General features: G+C 75.0%; 16 protein-coding genes. 15 read left to right on the top strand and 1 reads right to left on the bottom strand.

Annotated elements, in window-relative coordinates; translation table 11 throughout:
• Positions 1-111: 111 nt before the first annotated feature.
• A complete protein-coding gene (locus tag ACPYN7_RS06515) occupies positions 112-498 on the top strand; it encodes an Rv2175c family DNA-binding protein (protein WP_082697018.1) in 387 nt (128 codons plus the stop codon).
• 50 nt (positions 499-548) lie between these two features.
• Here ACPYN7_RS06515 and ACPYN7_RS06510 read toward each other — a convergent pair whose 3' ends face one another.
• Positions 549-1700, bottom strand: coding sequence for a polyprenyl synthetase family protein (locus tag ACPYN7_RS06510; protein ID WP_424347081.1), 1152 nt, complete (start codon positions 1698-1700; stop codon positions 549-551).
• 185 nt (positions 1701-1885) lie between these two features.
• On the opposite strand from ACPYN7_RS06510, the gene dinB reads away from it, so the two are divergent.
• From dinB to ACPYN7_RS06440, 14 genes are all read left to right on the top strand, one after another.
• The gene (gene dinB, locus ACPYN7_RS06505; RefSeq protein WP_197412662.1) at positions 1886-3166 is read left to right on the top strand and encodes a DNA polymerase IV; all 1281 of its coding nucleotides are present in this window, start codon (positions 1886-1888) and stop codon (positions 3164-3166) included.
• A gap of 55 nt (positions 3167-3221) precedes the next feature.
• Complete coding sequence (locus ACPYN7_RS06500) at positions 3222-3599, top strand: DUF3040 domain-containing protein (RefSeq protein WP_058873725.1); 378 nt, start codon at positions 3222-3224, stop codon at positions 3597-3599.
• 491 nt (positions 3600-4090) lie between these two features.
• Positions 4091-4522, top strand: a complete 432-nt coding sequence (gene mraZ, locus ACPYN7_RS06495) for a division/cell wall cluster transcriptional repressor MraZ (protein ID WP_058873724.1) — start codon at positions 4091-4093, stop codon at positions 4520-4522.
• Between the two features lie 230 nt (positions 4523-4752).
• A complete protein-coding gene (gene rsmH, locus ACPYN7_RS06490; RefSeq protein ID WP_424347080.1) occupies positions 4753-5754 on the top strand; it encodes a 16S rRNA (cytosine(1402)-N(4))-methyltransferase RsmH in 1002 nt (333 codons plus the stop codon).
• Entirely contained in the window at positions 5751-6467 is a 717-nt protein-coding gene (locus ACPYN7_RS06485; RefSeq protein WP_424347079.1) for a hypothetical protein, read from the top strand. The genes rsmH and ACPYN7_RS06485 overlap by 4 nt, the downstream gene beginning before the upstream one ends.
• Before the next feature lie 78 nt (positions 6468-6545).
• Positions 6546-8528: a peptidoglycan D,D-transpeptidase FtsI family protein gene (locus ACPYN7_RS06480; protein ID WP_424347078.1), complete on the top strand. Its 1983-nt coding sequence runs from the start codon at positions 6546-6548 to the stop codon at positions 8526-8528.
• A 93-nt stretch (positions 8529-8621) separates the two neighbouring features.
• Complete coding sequence (locus tag ACPYN7_RS06475; protein ID WP_424347077.1) at positions 8622-10271, top strand: UDP-N-acetylmuramoyl-L-alanyl-D-glutamate--2,6-diaminopimelate ligase; 1650 nt, start codon at positions 8622-8624, stop codon at positions 10269-10271.
• Entirely contained in the window at positions 10268-11869 is a 1602-nt protein-coding gene (locus ACPYN7_RS06470) for a UDP-N-acetylmuramoyl-tripeptide--D-alanyl-D-alanine ligase (protein ID WP_058873720.1), read from the top strand. Before ACPYN7_RS06475 ends, ACPYN7_RS06470 begins: the two co-directional genes overlap by 4 nt.
• The gene (gene mraY, locus ACPYN7_RS06465; RefSeq protein ID WP_058873719.1) at positions 11866-12981 is read left to right on the top strand and encodes a phospho-N-acetylmuramoyl-pentapeptide-transferase; all 1116 of its coding nucleotides are present in this window, start codon (positions 11866-11868) and stop codon (positions 12979-12981) included. The genes ACPYN7_RS06470 and mraY overlap by 4 nt, the downstream gene beginning before the upstream one ends.
• Positions 12978-14504, top strand: coding sequence for a UDP-N-acetylmuramoyl-L-alanine--D-glutamate ligase (gene murD / locus ACPYN7_RS06460; RefSeq protein WP_424347076.1), 1527 nt, complete (start codon positions 12978-12980; stop codon positions 14502-14504). The genes mraY and murD overlap by 4 nt, the downstream gene beginning before the upstream one ends.
• Positions 14501-15736 (top strand): putative lipid II flippase FtsW, encoded by a 1236-nt coding sequence (gene ftsW / locus ACPYN7_RS06455; RefSeq protein WP_058873717.1) that lies wholly within the window; start codon positions 14501-14503, stop codon positions 15734-15736. The genes murD and ftsW overlap by 4 nt, the downstream gene beginning before the upstream one ends.
• Positions 15733-16860 (top strand): undecaprenyldiphospho-muramoylpentapeptide beta-N-acetylglucosaminyltransferase, encoded by a 1128-nt coding sequence (murG, locus tag ACPYN7_RS06450; protein ID WP_424347075.1) that lies wholly within the window; start codon positions 15733-15735, stop codon positions 16858-16860. Before ftsW ends, murG begins: the two co-directional genes overlap by 4 nt.
• Positions 16850-18253: a UDP-N-acetylmuramate--L-alanine ligase gene (murC, locus tag ACPYN7_RS06445; protein WP_424347074.1), complete on the top strand. Its 1404-nt coding sequence runs from the start codon at positions 16850-16852 to the stop codon at positions 18251-18253. The genes murG and murC overlap by 11 nt, the downstream gene beginning before the upstream one ends.
• The gene (locus tag ACPYN7_RS06440; protein ID WP_424347073.1) at positions 18253-19503 is read left to right on the top strand and encodes an FtsQ-type POTRA domain-containing protein; all 1251 of its coding nucleotides are present in this window, start codon (positions 18253-18255) and stop codon (positions 19501-19503) included. Before murC ends, ACPYN7_RS06440 begins: the two co-directional genes overlap by 1 nt.
• Positions 19504-19640 lie beyond the last annotated feature (137 nt).

Here is a 19640-nt window from a genome sequence, read left to right as displayed (position 1 = left end):
TCTCTGACGCTGATCGGGGAAGGTGCGGAGGTCTCAGCCGGCTCCGCGGGTCGAGCATACCGTGGCGGGCCCGCGTGGCACGGGCACCGGCGGACGTGGCACTCTGGGGGCGTGAAGAACACATCCGGAATCAGCACCGAGGAGTTCGACCGCCTGGACGGCCTCGTCCAGGAGTGGTTGCCCCTGCCCGACGTCGCCGAGCAGCTCGGCCTCGTGGTCACCCGCGTCCACGGTCTCGTCGACGACGGGACGCTGCTCGCCGTCCGCAATCCGCACGACGGCATCCGCCGGGTGCCGGCCGCGTTCCTGCTGGACGGCGCCGTGGTCGACTCGCTGAAGGGCACGGTGGCGGTCCTGCGGGACTCCGGCTTCACCGACGTCGAGGCGATCGCGTGGCTGTTCACCGAGGACGAGTCCCTGCCGGGCCGCCCCGTGGACGCGCTGCGGGACGGGCGCAAGACGGAGATCCGCCGCCGCGCGCAGGCCCTCGCCTGGTGACCCGCCCCTGACCGGTGCGCCGTGCCCGCCGGTGGGCCGTCGCGCGGGGCTCAGGACGAGCGCCGGACCGCGGCCGTCGCGAGAGCGCGCAGCGCGGCCATGGGCACGGTGCCGGCCCCGAGCCGGTCCAGCGCCGCGAACGCCTCGCGGCTGAGCCCGTCGATGAGCGCCTCCGTGGAGCCCAGGGCGCCGCACGCCGTGATCAGCGCACGCAGCTCCGCGACGTCCTCCTCCGTGAGGTCCGGCCGGCCCAGGGCCGCCTCGAGCCGCGCGACCTGCGCCTCGCTGCCGCGCGTGCGCACGTAGCCCACGAGCACCGTCCGCTTGCCCTCGCGCAGGTCGTCGCCGGCGGGCTTGCCCGTGGCCGCCGGGTCGCCGAACACGCCCAGGACGTCGTCGCGGAGCTGGAACGCCTCGCCGAGGGGCAGAGCGAAGGCGGAGCAGCGCTCCAGCACCGCCTCCGGTGCCCCGGCCAGGGCGGCGCCGAGCACCACCGGGTGCTCCACCGAGTACTTCGCCGACTTGTACCGGATGACGTCCAGGGCCCGCTGCACCGCGCCGGCGCGGTCCTGGCCCCCGCCGGCGACCTCGCCCTGCACGTCCAGGTACTGCCCGGCCATCACCTCCGTGCGCATGAGGTCGAAGACGGCCCGGGCGCGCCGGCCGCCGTGCGCCGTGGTGGTGGCCGCGGCGAACAGCTGCTCGCTCCAGGACAGGCACAGGTCCCCCGAGAGGATCGCGGCGGCCACGCCGAAGGCGGCGCCGTCCAGGGCCCAGCCCCGGTCCGCGTGCGCGGACTCGAACCGCCGGTGCACGCTGGGAGCTCCCCGGCGGGTGTCGGAGCGGTCGATGACGTCGTCGTGGATGAGCGCGGCGGACTGGAAGAGCTCCAGCGCGGCACCGGCCCGCACCACGGCCGGGTCCTCCGGATCGCCGCCCGCCGCTCGCCAGCCCCAGTAGCACAGCCGCGCGCGCAGCCGCTTGCCGCCGGCGGAGAGCGCGGCCACGGCCTCCAGCAGCGGGAGGGCCTCCGCCGAGATCCCGCCCAGGACCGCCCGCTGCCGCCCGAAGAACTCGTCCAGCTCCGCGTGCAGCCGGGCCGTGAACTGCTCGTCCTCGGCGCGGAAGGCGTCCTCGGGCCCGGCCTGCGGCGCGGTGCCGGAGGACACGTCGGGGTGGTGCGGGAGCGGCGGGCACGTCATGGGTGGCTCGACCTCGGTCTCGGAACGGCGGCGGACGGCCGCTGACGGGCCTCCGGGATGTCCGGCCCAGCCTATCGAAGGCCCGGCGGACGGGCCCGGGACCCCGTGCCCGGAAGGGCGCCCGCACGGCGGCGGCGATGTCCGCGCCGAGGGCTATGCTGTGCCGGACCCGGGAGGAGGACGCGGTGGACGAGACGCCGAAGGACCGGCTGGACCGCTGGCGCTCGTGCGCCGTGCTGCACGTCGACATGGACATGTTCTACGTCGGCGTGGAGCTGCTCGCCGCCCCCCGGCTGCGGGGCCGGCCGGTCATCGTGGCGGGGGCCGGCCACCGCTCCGTCGTGCTCTCCGCCTCCTACGAGGCCAGGGAGTTCGGCGTCCGCTCCGGCATGCCCCTGGCGAGGGCCCGGGCCATGTGCCCCCGGGCCGTGCTGCTCGAACCCCACCGCGACGCCTACGAGACCTACTCCCGGCGGGTCATGGCGATGTTCTGGGAGATCACCGACCGGGTGGAGCAGATCAGCGTGGACGAGGCCTTCCTGGACGTCGCCGGAGCCGTCCGGCGGCTCGGCCCGCCGGTGGGCATCGCCCGCGCCCTGCGCGCCCGGGTGCGGGCCGAGCTGGGGCTCACCGCCTCCGTGGGGATCGGGGCCAACAAGACCGTCGCGAAGATCGCCTCCACCCGCTCCAAGCCGGACGGTCTCCTGCTCGTCCAGCCCGAGGACACCGTCGCGTTCCTGGCGGAGCTGCCGGTCTCGGCCCTCTGGGGCGTCGGCGGGCGCACGGCCGAGGTGCTCACCGGCGCGGGGCTGCGCAGCGTCGGGGACCTCGCGGCCGCCCCGGTCCCGATGCTGGCGCGCCTGGTGGGCCGGGCCGCCGGCCACCACCTGCACGAGCTCGCCAACGGGCGCGACCCCCGTCCGGTCGAGCCGGTCCGCGAGGAGAAGAGCGTGGGCGCGGAGGAGACCTTCCCCCGTGACGTCGCCGACGACCGGGTGCTGCACGAGGCCCTGCTGCGGCTGAGCCACCGGACCGCCTCACGGCTGCGCCGTCAGGGGCTGCGCGCCCGCCGGGTGGGGCTCAAGGTGCGCTGGGCGGACTTCACGACCATCACCCGCTCGCGGACGCTGCAGCACCCCTTCACCTCCGCCCACGACCTGTTCGAGCACGGCACGGGCCTGCTCGGCGAGCTCGGGAGCCGGCCGCAGGCGGTCCGGCTCATCGGCGTCCGGGCCGAGGGGCTGGAGCCCGCCACGGACGCCCTGCAGCTGAGCCTGGACGGCCGCGAGGAGGAGTGGGGGGCCGCCGAGCAGGCCATGGACCGGGTGCACGCCCGCTTCGGCGCCGAGCGCCTGGGACCGGCCCGCCTCCTGTCGCCCGCACCACGGAATCAGCAAGCCAATTCGGAGGCTGTTGACAGCCGTGTGCGCGGTGCCAAATCCGCACCCGACGGTCTATCCTGGTAACAGGCGGCGCCGGAACAGCCGGGGAATCCGCACCCGAAGGATGAGGAGGCCTACCGTGCCACTGTCCGAGCACGAGCAACAGCTCCTGGCCCAGCTGGAGAAGCAGCTCCACGCGGACGACCCGAGGTTCGTGACGAGCATGGGCTCCCGTGCCGTCAGGGGTGCCTCCACCCGCAACATCGTCCTCGGGATCGTGATCGCCGTCGTCGGCCTGCTCGTCCTCCTGGGCGGGGTGGTCATCGACTCCATCCTGGTCGGGGTCCTGGGCTTCGTCGTGATGGGCGCCGGTGTCTACGTCGCCACGATGCGCTCCGGCAAGCCCGGCCCCGGCGGCGAGGCAGGCAAGGGCGGCCCGCCGCGCCGTTCGTCCCCCTTCCTGCAGAACCTCGAGCAGCGCTGGGACCAGCGCAACTCCGGGGGCCCGTCCTCCTGACCGGCCCGGACCGGCTCCACCGGCTCGCGGAGCCGTCCGTGGAACGCCGTCCGTATGGTTCCGCCACGGCGGACCGCTCCGCCCGATCCCTCCACCTCCCACCACCGCCCCGCGCCCGGAAGCGCGGCCTGCGACAGCTCCCCGGTGCGCCACCGGGGAGCTTTTTGGTGCCCGGGGAACGGCCCGCCCGCCGTCCTCCACTGTCCTCCCCGCCGTTCGCCACGGCGTCCTCCACCGCGCTCCAGCACGGTCCGTCCGCGGCCCGCCGCGACGCTCCCCGCCGGCGCCGGACCGCCCCCGCCGCGCCGCCCCGCGCGGCCCACCACAGCCCTCCACCCGCGCCCACCTGGGGCGACGCCCGCCGCGGGCCCCGGGCGCCGCGCCACGCCGCGGGGCCCGGGCCCCGCGTTCGTTGACCGGGGAGTGAAGTGGAGTAAAGTGGGGCGAAGAGATGGATCTGGGAGAACTCTCGGGCTGGAGAGGCGGTGAGCATGTTTCTCGGAACGTACTCACCCCGTCTCGACGAGAAGGGCCGCCTGATCCTGCCGGCGAAGTACCGGGAGGAGCTGGCGGAGGGACTCGTCCTGACCCGTGGTCAGGAGCGGTGCCTCTACGTGTTCAGCGTCCGTGAGTTCGAACGGGTCCACGAGCAGCTGAGGGCGGCGCCGCTGTCCTCGAAGCAGGCCCGGGACTACATCCGGGTCTTTCTCTCGGGCGCCTCGGACGAGGTCCCGGACAAGCAGGGCCGAGTCACCATACCGCCGCCGTTGCGGGACTACGCCGGGCTGGACCGGGAGCTCGCCGTCATCGGCGCGGGCACCCGGGCGGAGATCTGGGACGCCCAGGCCTGGAACGAGTACCTGAACGAGAAGGAGGCCGTCTTCTCCGAGACCGAGGAGGAAGTGGTGCCCGGGCTCTTCTGAGCGCAGGGCCGCCGAGACCACCCGCGGAGCACGCGGAGCCGCTTCCCGGATGAGATCTCCAGCCGCACAGCCGTCACCGTCCTGACTCACCTTCCCCTGAGCCAGGCCGGATTCGAGGGACGGCCAGCGGATGGGGTTCTGATCCTGGAAGGCCCGCCGCCGCACCACGGCGTCGACCCGGCGCCGGACACCGCAGACCGCACCACCGTCGACCGCCGAAGAGAGGGCCCATGGCGCAACGCCCAGCCGAGCAGCTCCACGTCCCCGTGCTGCTCGAGCGGTGCCTCGACCTGATGGCTCCCGCGCTCGGCGAGGACAGCGCCGTGGCGGTCGACGCGACGATGGGCATGGGCGGTCACTCCGAGGCGCTGCTGCGGCGCTTCCCCGGCCTGCAGCTGGTGGCCATCGACCGGGACCCCCAGGCGCACGCGCTGGCCGGGGCCCGGCTGGCCCCGTTCGGAGACCGCTTCCACCCCGTGCACACGACGTACGACCGGATCCCGGAGGCCCTCGGCCGGCACGGGTTCGACCACGCGGACGCGGTGCTGTTCGACCTCGGGGTCTCGTCCCTGCAGCTCGACGAGCGCGAGCGCGGCTTCGCCTACTCCTACGACGCGCCCCTGGACATGCGGATGGACGCCACGGCGACGGTCACGGCCCAGGACGTGGTCAACGACTACAGCGAGGCGGACCTGCGCCGGATCCTGCGGGACTGGGGCGAGGAGCGCTTCGCCGGCCGCATCGCCCGCGCGATCGTGGAGCAGCGGGCCAGGACCCCGCTGCGCACCACGGGAGAGCTCGTCGAGGTCGTCCGGGGCGCCGTGCCCCAGGCGGCCCAGCACCGCAAGGGGCACCCGGCGAAGCAGACGTTCCAGGCGCTGCGGATCGAGGTCAACGAGGAGCTCGACGTCCTGCGCCGGGCGGTCCCGGCCGCGCTGGACGCCGTGCCCGTCGGCGGGCGCGTCGTGGCCATGAGCTACCACTCCCTCGAGGACCGGATCGTCAAGCAGGCCTTCGCCCGCGGCGCCACGTCCACGGCGCCGAAGGGCTTCCCCGTGGAGCTGGACCAGCACAAGCCCACCCTGCGGGTGCTGACCCGCGGGACGGAGACCCCGACCCCCCGGGAGATCGACGAGAACCCCCGGGCGGCCTCCGCGCGACTGCGCGCGGTGGAGCGGATCAGAGAGAACACTCCCCCCACAGCACAGAACGCGCAGAGGTACACGGCATGAGCGGAACCGGACTCCAGCGACGCCCCGCACGGACGGCCGCCGCGCGCACGGGCGTCGGTGCCTGGGCCGGGCGGCGCGGGCAGCGCCCGCCGGTGGAGGGCAGCTCCGCCCGGCAGCTGAGCAGTCCCGCTCCGCACCCGGAGGAGTCGTCCGGGTCCAGCAGGGCCCCGTTGTCCGTGGTCCCGGGGCGGGCACGGCGGCAGCGGTTCTCCACCGTGGTGCTCAGCCTCGTGGCCCTCGTGGTGGCGCTGGCCTCCATCCTGGTCCTGAACATCCAGATCTCCGGCGGCCAGTACCGGCTCGTGGAGCTGCGGGCCCAGGAGCAGGCGCTCAGCCAGCAGAACGAGGCGCTCACCCAGGACCTCGAGTTCTACAACGCCCCGCAGAACCTCGCGGTGATGGCGACGGACCTCGGCATGGTCCCCGCCCGGGACTCGGGCACGGTCGACCTCACGGACGGGACCGTCGAGGGCGACCCGCTGCCCGCGCAGCCGCAGGAGAACCACGAGATCCTGGTCGAGCACGCCCACCAGACCGGCTCGGAGGCCGCGGACCGCGCGGCCGAGCGCGCCGAGGACCGCGAGCAGGAGAAGGCGGAGCAGGAGCGCGAGGACGCCGAGCGGCGGGCCCGCGAGGACGCCGCACCGGCCGGCGGTCCGGAGGCGGAGGGCGGTTCCCTCCCGGCGCCGCCGCAGCGCACGCCCGGGGAGTGACGGGGGCACCGGCCCCCGCACCCGCCGGCAGCAGCTCCCCGGACATCCCCCAGTCGCAACCAGGAACGAGGCAGACACGTGGCACGCGCACGCTCGACGTCCACCGGTGACGCCCCCGGCGCCCGAGGCATCGGCCGCAGCCACATCGGCGTCGTCCTCGTGCTCGGCCTGCTGGTGGTCCTCGGGCTCCGGCTCGTGTGGGTGCAGGGCTTCGACGCCGCGGGCCGGGCCGAGGCCGCCGCGGGGGAACGGTCCCGCACCGAGGTCGTGCCCGCGCTGCGCGGGGAGATCCGGGACACGCACGGCAACGTCCTCGCCCGCACGCTTCAGCGCTACGACGTCACGGTCGACCAGTCCCTGGTGCGCGAGTTCGCGCGCCCCCTGGCCGACGGCACCACGGAGACCGTGACCCCCACGCAGGCGGTCTACCAGCTCGCCGACGCCCTCGAGCTCGAGGACGCCGAGGTCAAGGACGCCCTGGACGGCGACAAGCAGTTCGAGTACGTGGCCCGCGGGGTCACGCCCGAGCAGTGGAACACCGTGCGCGAGCTCGGCCTGCCCTACGTGTACGGGCAGCCGTCCTCCGACCGCATCTACCCCAACGGGCCGGTGGCCGGCAGCGTGGTCGGCTTCATGGGCGGGGACGACGAGGCGCTCGGCGGGATCGAGCAGACCCAGGACGAGCTGCTGCGCGGCACGGACGGGAGCCGGACCTTCGAGATCAGCGCCGACGGCGTGCGGATCCCGGTGGCCCCGCAGGAGGAGAGCCCGGTGGAGGACGGCTCCTCGGTGCAGCTGTCGATCGACAGCGACGTCCAGTTCTTCGCCCAGCAGGCCGTCATGGAGCGCGCCGAGGAGCTCGACGCCGAGTGGGGCACGGCCGTGGTGATGCGGATCGAGGACGGCGCGGTGCTCGCGCTCGCCGACTCCTCGACGGTGGACCCCAACGACATCGGCTCCGCGGCCCCCGAGGACCTCGGCGTGCGCTCCGTGCAGAACGCCGTGGAGCCGGGCTCCACCCAGAAGATCCTCACGGCGGCGGCCGCCGTGGAGGAGGGCGTGGTGACGCCGCGCACCGAGATCACCGTGCCCCCGTTCCTGGAGATCGAGGGGCAGAAGATCACCGACGCCTTCGACCACGGCGAGCAGCAGCGCACGTTCGCCGGGATCATCGCCGACTCGATGAACACGGGCACCGTCCTGGTCGGGGGCAAGCTCACCCCGGAGCAGCGCCACGAGTGGATGCAGCGCTTCGGCGTCGGCGAGACCACGGGGATCGAGCTGCCGGGGGAGTCGCCCGGCATCCTCACGAGCGCGGACCAGTGGGACGTGCGCCAGCAGTACACGGTGCTCTTCGGCCAGGGCGTCGCCCAGACCCCGCTGCGCACCGCCACGATCTTCCAGGCGATCGGCAACGGCGGGGTCCAGGTGGAGCCGCGGGTGGTCGAGTCCGTGATCGACCCCGACGGCACCAGCACCCCGGTCGAGCGGCCCGAGGGCGAACGGGTCGTCTCCGAGGAGACGGCGGAGCAGGTGCTCGACATGATGGAGGTCACCGTCACCCAGGGCGGCGCCAAGGAGGCGGCCGTGGAGGGCTACCGCGTGGGCGGCAAGACCGGCACCGCGGAGGCGCCGAGCCCCGAGGGCGGCTACGACGGCTACACCACCTCCTTCGTGGGCGTCGCCCCCGTCGAGGACCCCCAGTACCTCGTGGCGGTCACGCTCCAGCGGCCCCAGGGCGACGTCCGCTCGATCGGCACCACCCCCACCTTCAGCAAGATCATGGGGCAGGTGCTGCGCCACTACGACGTCCCGCCCTCGACGACCGAGCCCGTGGAGATCCCGCTGCGCACGGACGACCCGGAGGAGGACGAGGCCGAGGAGACGGCGCCGGTGGACACCCCACCGGGCGTCGAGGCACCGGAGGACGGCGCCGCCGAGACGCCGGAGGACGGCGCCGCCGAGCCCGGCGCGGAGCCCGGCGCCGAAGCCGAACCCGCGGCCGCCGCGGCCGGTGCTCCCGCCCCGGCCGCGTCCCGGCGGGCCGACGAGGGCGACTAGACTTCCATATCGCCGTGCCCGGCCACCCCCGGGTCCGCACCCCCCGCACCCGGCGGACCACCCACCCGCCGACCCAGACCACGAAGGACGTTGATGGACGCGACAGCCCAGCAGGGACACGACGCGCAGACGATGCGCCCCGCCCGGCCCCGGCCGCTGAGCCTCGCGGAGACCGCCCGGCTCTCCGGCGGCACCGCCCCGTCCCGCGCCGTGGAGGTCACCGGCATCTCCCTGGACTCCCGGCAGCTGCGTCCCGGCGACCTCTACGCGGCCCTGCCCGGGGCCCGCACCCACGGCGCCCGGTTCGCCGCGGCCGCCGAGCGCTCGGGCGCCGCCGCGGTGCTCACCGACGCCGAGGGCGCCGGGATCCTGCGGGACGCCGGCATCCGGCTGCCCGTGGTCGAGGCCCCGGACCCGCGCCGGTCCGTGGGCGCGATCGCCGCGCGCGTCTACGGCTCCCGGCCGGAGGACGGGACCGCCCCGGCCCTGTTCGCGGTGACCGGCACCAACGGCAAGACGACCACGACCTACTTCACCAACTCGGTGCTCCGGGCGCTCGGCCACCGCACGGGTCTGATCGGGACGATCGAGATCCTCGCCGGCGACGAGTCGATCCCCTCCCGGCTCACCACCCCGGAGGCCCCGCACGTGCACGCGCTGCTCGCGCTCATGCGCGAGCGCGGCATCACGGCGGCGTCCATGGAGGTCTCCTCCCACGCCCTGCAGTTCCACCGGGTGGACGGGGTCCGCTTCGACGTCGCCGGGTTCACCAACCTGACCCAGGACCACCTCGACCTGCACGGCTCGATGGACGAGTACTTCGCGGTGAAGGCCCAGCTGCTCACCCCGGAGCGGACCCGCAGGGCCGTGGTGGTGGTCCAGGACGAGGACGACGTCTGGGGCCTGCGGATGGCCGAGCACGCCCGGGAGCAGCTCGGCCCGGAGCTGGTGGACACCATCGCCCTGCGCGGCGGTGTGCCGGGGGACCGGGACGCCGGAGCGGACCGGACCGGCGCGGACTGGACCCTGAGCACCCTGACCCGCCGCGGGATCGGCCACTCCTTCACGCTGCGGCACCGGGACGGCCGGACGCTGCGCGTGTCCACGGGCCTGCCGGGCGACTTCAACGTGGCCAACGCCGCGCTCGCCGTGGTCATGGTCGTGGCCTCCGGGGTCGACGCCGCCGACGTGCAGCGCGTGCTCGACGAGGCGGACCCCCTCACCACGGACGTGCCCGGGCGGATGCAGCTCGTCGGCACGCAGCCGACCGCCGTCGTCGACTTCGCGCACAACCCGGACGCCCTGCGCCGCGCACTCGCCGCCGTCGAGCCCCCCGACGAGGACGGCCGCGTCATCGTGGTCTTCGGGGCCACGGGCGAACGGGACCGGTCCAAGCGCCCCGTCATGGGCGAGATCGCCGCCCGGCACGCCGACGTCGTGATCGTCACGGACGACGACCCGCACGACGAGGACCTCGGGCAGATCCGCGCCGAGGTCGCCGCGGGAGCGTTCGCGGCCCGCGACGCCGGGGCCAGGGCCCAGGAGGTGCTCGTGCTCGAGCCCCGCGCCGTGGCCATCCGCGCCGCGGTGGCCATGGCCGGACCCGACGACTCGGTCCTCGTGGCCGGCCGCGGGCACGAGACGGTCCAGGAGATCCGGGGCGTGGACCACCCGCTGGACGACAGGGAAGAGCTGCGGGCCGCGCTGGCCGACGGGCAGCAGGACCGTTGGGAGAACCGATGATCGCACTCACCGCCGCACAGCTCGCGCAGATCACGGGGGGCCGCCCCGTCGGCGCCGCCGCCGAGGCGCCCGCCGTCCAGCACGTCGCCACCGACTCCCGGGAGGCCCGTCCCGGGACCCTGTTCGTCGCCAAGCCGGGCGAGGTCACCGACGGCCACGAGTACGTGGGCGCCGCCTTCGCCGCCGGTGCCGTGCTCGCCCTCGTCGAGCGCGAGGTGCCCGACGCCGCGGGCGTCGCCTACCCGGCCGTGCTGGTCCCCGACGTGGTCGAGGCGATGGGCCGGCTCGCCTCCTGGGTCGTGGCCCAGCTGCGCGCCGACCACGAGGTGAAGGTCATCGCCGTCACCGGCTCCGTCGGCAAGACCACCACCAAGGACCTCCTGCGGGGCATCTTCTCCGCGGAGGGTCCCACGGTCGCGCCCCGCGGGTCGTACAACGGGGAGGTCGGCGTGCCGCTGACCGTGTTCGAGGCCGAGCCGGACACCCGGTTCCTCATCATCGAGATGGGCGCCACGAAGATCGGCAACATCGACTACCTGTGCCGGATGGTCCGCCCCGACGTCGGGGTGGTCCTGTGCGTCGGCTCCGCCCACGCCGGCGAGTTCGGCGGCGTCGCCAACATCGCCCGCGCCAAGGGCGAGCTCGTCGAGTCCCTGCGCGCCGACGGCGTGGCGGTCCTCAACGACGACGACGTCCTGGTCCGCCAGATGCACCGCCGCACCGCCGCGCCCGTGCTGTTCTTCGGGGAGTCCCCGGCGAACGTGCTGCCCGAGGTCCCGGCCGCCCGGGTGCACGCCTCCGAGGTCCGGCTCGGACCCGGGGGCAGCCCGGAGTTCCGCCTGCACTTCCCGGACGGCTCCGAGCACCGGATCGTCTCCCGGCTCATCGGGGAGCACCACGTCACCAACCTGCTCGCGGCGGCCTCCGCCGCCTTCGTGGCCGGGGTGGCCCCGGAGCGGATCGCGGCCTCGCTCAACGCCCAGGGCGCCGCGAGCCGGTGGCGGATGGAGCGCACCGAGCGGGCCGACGGGGTGACGGTGATCAACGACGCCTACAACGCCAACCCCCAGTCGATGCGCGCCGCGCTGCAGACCCTGGCCCAGCTGGGCCGCGGCTCCGGCGGCTCGGCACCCCGGCGCACCTGGGCGGTGCTCGGCGGCATGCTGGAGCTCGGCGACAGCACCGTGGAGGAGCACGACGCCCTGGGCCGGATGGTCGTGCGGCTGAACATCTCCAAGCTGATCGCCGTCGGCGACCTCGCCCGCCCCGTGTACGACGCCGCCCAGCTCGAGGGCTCGTGGGGCAACGAGGCGACCTGGGCGGCCACCCCGGAGGACGCCGAGGAGATCCTGCGCGAGGAGCTCGCACCCGGTGACGTCGTGCTCTTCAAGTCCTCCAACGCCGCCGGACTGCGGATCCTGGGGGACCGGGTGGCGGCCGGCGCGGGCAGCGGCGCCGGCGGGCCCGCCCCCGGCAACGACGCCCCGGCGCGCGGCGACCACTGGCTCTCGGCCGGCCCCTTCGTCAACGCCTCCCTCGACCCGAGCGGGAGGCCCACCGCCCCGGGAACGCCCGCGGAGGGGAACGAGCCGGCATGATCCAGATCCTCATGGCGGCCTGCTTCGCGCTGGTGCTGTCCCTCTTCGGCACCCCGGCCTTCATCAAGTTCCTCGCCCGGCGCGGCTACGGCCAGTTCATCCGGGACGACGGGCCCACGAGCCACCACACCAAGCGCGGGACGCCCACCATGGGCGGGGTCGCGATCCTCGGCTCCGTGGTGCTCGCCTACGGGCTGACCCACCTGATCTCCGGGCTCGTGTGGCCGGCCTACGGCGGCGTCACCCTCTCCGGGCTCTCCGCACTGCTGCTGATGCTGGGCATGGGCTTCGTCGGCTTCATCGACGACTACAAGAAGATCGCCAAGAAGCAGAACCTCGGGCTCAGCCCCGTGGGGAAGATCGTCCTGCAGGGCCTCATCGGCTCCGCGTTCGCGCTGCTCGTGCTGCTCGTGCCCGGTCCGCAGGGCGCCACCCCGGCGTCCTCCGCGATCTCCGTGACCCGGGACACCTCCCTCGACCTCGCGTTCGCGGGCACGGTGGTGGGCGCCGTGCTGTTCGTGATCTGGGTGAACCTGATCGCCACCGCCACCACCAACGCCGTCAACCTCACCGACGGCCTCGACGGCCTCGCCACCGGAGCGTCCATCCTCGTGTTCAGCGGCTACCTGCTGATCGCCATGTGGCAGAACACCCACCTCTGCGGGTCCGTGGCCCAGGGGGTCTGCTACGAGGTGCGCGACGCCGCCGACCTCGCCCTCACCGCCGCCGCCCTGGTCGGGGCCCTCGTGGGGTTCCTGTGGTGGAACACCTCCCCGGCGAAGATCTTCATGGGCGACACGGGCTCCCTCGGCCTCGGCGGCGCGCTCGCCGCGTTCGCGGTGCTCACCCGCACCGAGCTGCTGCTCGTGCTCATCGCCGGGCTGTTCGTGGTGATCACGGTCTCCGTCATCCTGCAGGTCGGCTACTTCAAGCTCTCCGGCGGCAAGCGCATCTTCAAGATGGCGCCGCTGCAGCACCACTTCGAGCTCAAGGGCTGGAACGAGGTGACCATCGTGGTCCGCTTCTGGATCATCGCCGGGCTGTTCGTCGCGGCCGCGCTCGGCGTCTTCTACGGCGACTGGCTGCTCTCCCACGGAGGAATGATCCAATGATCCACGCGAGCAACGACAACCCCGTCCTGGACCGCCCCCGGCTCGCCGGGCTCACCAGCTGGGACGCGGACTGGGCCGGGCTGCGCGTGGTCGTGGCCGGGATCGGCGTCTCGGGCTTCGCCGCCGCGGACACCCTGATCGAGCTCGGCGCCCGCGTCGTCGTCGTCGACGGGGCGGACACCCCCGGGACCCGGGCGAAGGCCGACACCCTGCGCATCGTGGGCGCCGCCGAGGTCCTGCTGGGGGAGAGCCACCAGGAGGCCGTGCCCGACGTCGAGGGCGCCCGCCCCGACCTGGTCGTCACCTCCCCGGGGCTGCGGCCCGACCACCCCCTGCTCGCCGCCGCGGCCGCCGAGGGCATCCAGATCTGGGGCGACGTGGAGCTCGCCTGGCGGGTCCGCGAGCGCGCCGGGCGCAGGACCGCCGAGTGGGTCTGCATCACCGGCACGAACGGCAAGACCACCACGGTCGGGATGACCGCGGCGATGCTGCGGGCCGCCGGGCTCACCGCGGCCGCCGTCGGCAACGTGGGCACCCCGATCCTGGACGCGCTGCGCGAGCCGGTCGAGCACGACGTCCTGGCCGTGGAGCTCTCCAGCTTCCAGCTGCACTGGACGTCCTCGATGTCGCCGCTGGCCTCCGTGGTGCTCAACGTGGCCGAGGACCACGTGGACTGGCACGGCGGCTACGACAACTACGTGGCGGACAAGTCCCGGATCTACGAGCACACCCGGGTGGCCTGCGTCTACAACGCCCAGCAGGCCGAGACCGTGCGCATGGTCGAGGAGGCCGACGTCGTGGAGGGCTGCCGCGCGGTGGGCTTCACCCTCGAGACCCCCGACGTCAGCATGCTCGGCGTCGTGGAGGACCTGCTCGTGGACCGGGCCTTCCTCGACGACCGCCGCGGCTCCGCCCTCGAGCTCGCCTCGATCACCGACACCGGCCCCCTCCCCACGCCCCACGGCGTGGCCAACGCCCTGGCCGCCGCGGCGCTGGCCCGGGCGGCCGGCGCGCCGCCGGAGGCCGTGCGGGACGGGCTGCGCGACTGGGAGCCCGGCGACCACCGGATCCAGGCCGTCGCCACGACCCACGGCGTGCTGTGGATCAACGACTCCAAGGCCACCAACCCGCACGCGGCCGACGCCGCGCTGTCCGCGTTCGACTCCGTGGTGTGGATCGCCGGCGGCCTGTCCAAGGGCGTCTCCTACGACCGGCTCGTCGCCCGGCACGCCGGGCGGCTGCGCACCGTGGTGCTCATCGGCACGGACAACGACTCGCTGCTCGCCGCGCTCGCCGCCCACGCCCCGCAGGTCCCCGTCCTGCGCACGGCTGAGCGGCCCGGCGCCGGGGCGGGCGACGCCGTGATGGGCGAGGCCGTCCGGCTCGCCCACGAGGTCGCCCAGCAGGGCGACACGGTGCTGATGGCCCCGGCGTCCGCCTCGATGGACCAGTTCAGCTCCTACGCCCACCGCGGCGACGCGTTCGTCCGGGAGGTCGCCGACCTCGTGGGACGGCTCTCGTGACCGAGGTGCGGGACCGCCCGGGGCTCGCGGAGACGGCCCGCGGCTCCCTCGGCGGGGCCCGCCGCTTCTGGCGGGCCCTGGTGGACGGCCCGCTCGTCCACTCCTACTACGCGCTGGCCGGATCCGTGCTGCTGCTCACGGCCATCGGCATCATGATGGTGCTCTCCGCCTCGGCGGTGGAGTCGATCTCCGCGCAGGAGTCCGCCTACTCGTACTTCGTCAAGCAGGCCACCTACGGGGGGCTGGGCGTGCTCCTGATGTTCGGGCTCTCCTTCGTGCCCACCTCCTGGTACCGCCGGGGCGCCACCGGGCTCCTCGTCCTCGCCGTGCTGCTGCTGCTGCTCGTCTTCACCCCGCTGGGGCAGGAGATCAACGGCAACCGGAACTGGATCGTGGTGGGCGGGCAGTCCTTCCAGCCGTCCGAGGCGGCCAAGCTCGCCGTCGCCCTCTGGCTGGCGGCGGTCCTGGCCCGGCAGGGCGACGCCGTGCGGGACTGGCGCCAGGCCCTGTGGCCCTCGGCCCTGGGCATCGGGGTGCCCGCCCTGATGATCGTGCTCGGCGACGACGTGGGCACGGCCCTGGTCTTCGTCCTCATCTACGCGGCCGCGCTGTTCTTCGCCGGGGCGCCGCTGCGCCTGTTCGTGCTCGCGGCGGCCGGGGCCGCGCTGGCCGGCACGCTGGCGATCGTCACCGCGCCGCACCGCGTGGACCGGATCACCGGCTGGCTGTTCGGCGAGTGCGGGGCCACCGACGCCTGCTACCAGGCCGAGCAGGGGCTCAACGCCCTCGCCTCCGGCGGCTGGTGGGGCGTGGGCCTGGGCCAGTCCCGGCTCAAGTACAACTACGTCCCCGAGGCGCACAACGACTACATCTTCTCGATCATCGGCGAGGAGCTGGGCCTGCTGGGCACGGTGCTGATCCTGGCCCTGTTCGCGGTCATGGCCCTGGCGATGGCCCGCGTGATCCTGCGCGCCCGCAGCGGCTTCGTCCGGATCGCCACCGCCTGCATCGTCACCTGGCTCGTCGGCCAGGCGTTCATCAACATCGGCATGGTCACGGGCGTGCTGCCCGTGATCGGCATCCCCCTCCCGTTCATCAGCTACGGTGGGTCGTCGCTGCTGATGAGCCTCGCGGCCGTCGGCGTGGTGATGTCCTTCACCCGGCTGCCGCGCCGGATCCAGGTCCCCACCCGCACCCCCCGCCCCCGCACCCCGAACGAGGATCGCGCATGACACCGTCCGAACCCACCACCGGAGGCCCCGCGCCGTCGGTCCTGCTGGCCGGCGGGGGCACCGCCGGGCACGTCAGCCCGCTCCTCGCCGTGGCCGCCGCCCTGCGGGAGCAGGCCCCGCAGGCCCGGCTCACGGCGGTGGGCACCGCGTCCGGGATGGAGACGCGGCTCGTCCCGCAGGCCGGACTCGAGCTCGAGCTCGTCGACCGCGTGCCGCTGCCCCGCCGGCCCTCCGTGGACCTCGTCCGGCTGCCGGGGCGCCTCCTCGGCGCCGTGCGCCAGGCGGGGGAGATCCTGGACCGCGTCCGGCCCGACGTGGTGCTCGGCGTCGGCGGGTACGTCTGCACCCCCGTCTACCTCGCCGCCGCCCGGCGGGGCCTGCCCATCGTGGTCCACGAGGCCAACGCCCGGCCGGGACTGGCCAACCGGGTGGGCGCGCGCTGGGCCCGGACCGTGGCCGTCGCGTTCCCCGGCACCCCGTTGCGCGGGGCCGTGACCGTCGGCATGCCCATGCGCCGGGAGATCTCGCGCCTGGACCGCGAGGCGCTGCGCGCCGAGGCGCGCCGCTCCTTCGGGCTCGACCCCGACCTGCCCACCGTGGTGGTCACCGGCGGCTCCTCGGGCGCCCTCGCCATGAACCGGACCGTGGCCGGCGTGGCCGAGGAGGTCGCCGAGCACGGCCACCAGCTCCTGCACGTCACCGGCCGGGGCAAGCAGCTCACCCGGGACGACGGCGCGCCGCTGAGCGCCCCCGGCTACGTGCAGGTGGAGTACGTGGACGGGATGGAGCGCGTCTACGCCGCCGCGGACCTGCTGGTGGCCCGCGCCGGCGCCGCGACCGTCTCGGAGGTCGCGGCCGTCGGGCTGCCCGCCGTGTTCGTCCCGCTGCCCGTCGGCAACGGCGAGCAGGCCCTCAACGCCGCCTCCCTCGTGGCGGCCGGCGCGGCGCAGCTCGTGGCCGACGACGCGTTCACCCCCGACTGGTACCGCCGGCACGTCCACCCGCTGCTGGCCGACCCCGGCCGGCTCGCCGCGATGGCCGCCGCGAGCCGCGGCCACGGCGTGCGCGACGCCGACACCGTGCTGGCACGGCTGATCCTCGAGGAGGTCCCCCGTGGACGCTGAGCACGAGACCGACCCCGCCCGGCTGGGCCGGGTGCACTTCATCGGCATGGGCGGGGCGGGGATGTCCGCCGTCGCGAAGCTCATGCTCGCCCGCGGGGTGCCCGTCAGCGGCTCGGACCGGCAGGACTCGTCGGGCCTGCGCCAGCTCCAGGACCTGGGCGCCACCGTGCACGTGGGCCAGCACGCCCGCCACGTCGAGGGGGCGCAGACCGTGGTCGTGTCGACCGCGATCCCGCCCGAGGACCCCGAGTACGCCGCCGCCCGGGCCGCCGGGCTGCGCGTGCTCCACCGCTCCGCGGCGCTCGCCGCCGCGATGCACGGCCGCGACGTCGTGGCCGTGGCCGGCACCCACGGCAAGACCACCACCAGTGCGATGGCCGCGCTCACGCTGCACGCCGCCGGGCTCGGGCCCTCCTGGGCCATCGGCGCGCACGTGGCGGACCTCGGCTCCAACGCGGCCCTCGGCCCGGGCCGGTGGTTCGTGGCGGAGGCCGACGAGTCGGACGGCTCCTTCCTGGCGTACGCGCCGCGGATCGCCGTGGTCACCAACATCGAGCCCGACCACCTCGACCACTACGCCTCCCGCGAGGCCTTCTTCCGGGCCTTCGACGAGTTCGCGGCCACGCTGCCCCGGGACGGGCTGCTCGTGGCCTGCCAGGACGACCCCGGCTCGCGGGCGCTCGCGGAGCGCCACCGGGCCGCCGGCGGGCGCGTCGTCAGCTACGGCACGGACCCGGGCTCCGACGTCCGGGTGCTCCCCGGGGCGGCGGACGGGCTGCGCACCCGCAGCACGCTGCTGCTGGGGGAGGGCGCGGACCGCCGCGAGGAGCAGCTCGAGCTCGCGGTGCCGGGCCGGCACAACGTCCTCAACGCCACCGCCGCCTTCTGCGTGGCCCTCGAGGCCGGCGTCCCGCCGGCGGACGCGGTGCGCGGGCTGGCCGGCTTCCACGGCTCCGCCCGGCGCTTCGAGCTGCGGGGCGAGATCGACGGGATCCGGGTCTTCGACGACTACGCCCACCACCCCACCGAGGTGGTCGCGGCCCTCACGGCGGCCCGCGAGGTCGCGGCCGGGCACCGGGTGCTCGCGATCTTCCAGCCGCACCTGTTCTCCCGCACGCGCGAGTTCGCGGCCGAGTTCGCCGACGCCCTCGCGCTGGCCGACGAGGCCCTGGTCATCGACATCTACGCCGCGCGGGAGCAGCCCGTCGCGGGCCTCACGAGCGAGATCGTCACCGAGCGCGCCCCCGCGCACGTCCGCTACGTGCCGGACGGCGCCGACGCCGTCGAGCAGGCCGTGCGGGCCGCTCGGCCCGGGGACCTGGTGCTCACGGTGGGCGCCGGGGACGTCACCGCCCTCGGCCCCCGGCTCGTGGACCGGCTCGGAGCCCGCTGATGAGCCGGCACGGCCGACCGCACCAGCCGCGGCTGGGGGACGCGGCCGGGGACGGCGCCGGCGCGGCCCCCGCGCCGGGGGAGGGGACCGCCCCGGAGCGTCTCCCGGCCGCGCCGGACGGGCCCGGGGACCGCCCCGCGGCCGGGAGCACGGATCCCGGCGCAGCCGGCGCTCCCGGGACGGACTCCCCGCGGGCCGGGCGCGTGCGCGTGAACGACGGCACCAAGGTCACGCCCCTGGCCGACGACGACGACCTCGAGGAGGTCCCGGCCGCCGGCGGCCGGTTCAGCGCCTGGCGGCGGCACCGGCAGGAGCGGACCGCGTCCCGCACGCTCACCGCCTCCCGGGTCCCCCCGGCGGACGAGCCGCCACGGGCCGGCTCCACCGCGGTCGGCGCCACGGCGGCCGGCCCCGCCTCGGCGGGCCCCACGTCGGCCGGTCCCACCTCAGCGGGCTCCATCTCCGCGGGCTCCACTTCGGCCGGTCCCGCCTCGTCCGGCTCCACGGCGGTCGGCGCCAGCTCGGCCGGTGCCACGGTCGTGGCCTTTCCCGCCTCTCCGGGGGCGCGGCGCCGGCGCCGGCGGATCGGCGCGGTCCTCGGCGTCCTCGCCGCGCTCGCGGTGCTGGCCGGAGTCCTGTTCCTCTCCCCGGCACTGGCCGTCCGGGAGGTCTCGGTGCGAGGCGCCGAGCTGACGGACCCCGCCCGCGTCGAGTCCGCGCTGGAGGCCTACCGGGGCGTCCCGCTGACCCGGATCTCCAAGGACGAGGTGCGGGACCGGGTGGGCCGGATCCCGCAGGTCCGCTCCATCGAGGTCCTGCTCGAGCCCCCGCACCACCTCGTGGTGGCCCTGCACGAGCGCGTGCCCGTGGCGGCCGTCGAGGACGGCGACGAGTTCGTGGTCGTCGACTCGGAGGGCGTGGAGCTGATGACCGCCGGCTCGGCGCAGGAGGCGGGCGTCCCCGTCGTCACGGGCGGCCGCGACGTGCTCGAGAGCGAGCGCTTCGACGCCATCGCCGACGTGCTGGCCGCCCTGCCGGAGTCCGTGCTCGCCCAGCTGCGCACCGCCTCGGCGGAGTCCCTGTCCTCGGTGGAGCTGGCCTTCACCGACGGCCGCACGGTCGTCTGGGGCACCGCCGAGGACAGCGAGCTCAAGTCGCAGGTGCTGCGGGAGCTCGTCGAGGCGCGCGGCGCCGGCAGCGGGGTCGAGACCTACGACGTGTCGAGTCCGACGCGGCCGGTGGTGCGCTGACGGACCACGTCCGTGCTCGCCCCCGGCCTCAGGTTCGACCAGAGGTCGAAGGAAGCGCCCCAGGGCCGTGCGACGTGCGGTTTTGGCGAAAAGTGTCGAAAGCGGTATGGCTTGTCGTGCAGGTGCTCCCCGTGGTT

Origin of the sequence: Kocuria sp. CH-021 (assembly GCF_049716185.1) — a bacterium.
GTDB lineage: Bacteria > Actinomycetota > Actinomycetes > Actinomycetales > Micrococcaceae > Kocuria > Kocuria cellulosilytica.
The sequence above is the reverse complement of the archived record's forward strand: the minus strand, read 5'-3'. Positions and strand labels throughout refer to the sequence as shown.

Coding starts and splice junctions, on each gene's coding strand:
- ACPYN7_RS06510 (WP_424347081.1), bottom strand. CDS start 1,700: ATGACGTGCCCGCCGCTCCCGCACCACCCCGACGTGTCCTCCGGCACC.
- murD (WP_424347076.1), top strand. CDS start 12,978: ATGATCCACGCGAGCAACGACAACCCCGTCCTGGACCGCCCCCGGCTC.
- mraY (WP_058873719.1), top strand. CDS start 11,866: ATGATCCAGATCCTCATGGCGGCCTGCTTCGCGCTGGTGCTGTCCCTC.
- mraZ (WP_058873724.1), top strand. CDS start 4,091: ATGTTTCTCGGAACGTACTCACCCCGTCTCGACGAGAAGGGCCGCCTG.
- ACPYN7_RS06470 (WP_058873720.1), top strand. CDS start 10,268: ATGATCGCACTCACCGCCGCACAGCTCGCGCAGATCACGGGGGGCCGC.
- murG (WP_424347075.1), top strand. CDS start 15,733: ATGACACCGTCCGAACCCACCACCGGAGGCCCCGCGCCGTCGGTCCTG.
- ACPYN7_RS06475 (WP_424347077.1), top strand. CDS start 8,622: ATGGACGCGACAGCCCAGCAGGGACACGACGCGCAGACGATGCGCCCC.
- rsmH (WP_424347080.1), top strand. CDS start 4,753: ATGGCGCAACGCCCAGCCGAGCAGCTCCACGTCCCCGTGCTGCTCGAG.
- ACPYN7_RS06440 (WP_424347073.1), top strand. CDS start 18,253: ATGAGCCGGCACGGCCGACCGCACCAGCCGCGGCTGGGGGACGCGGCC.
- ACPYN7_RS06485 (WP_424347079.1), top strand. CDS start 5,751: ATGAGCGGAACCGGACTCCAGCGACGCCCCGCACGGACGGCCGCCGCG.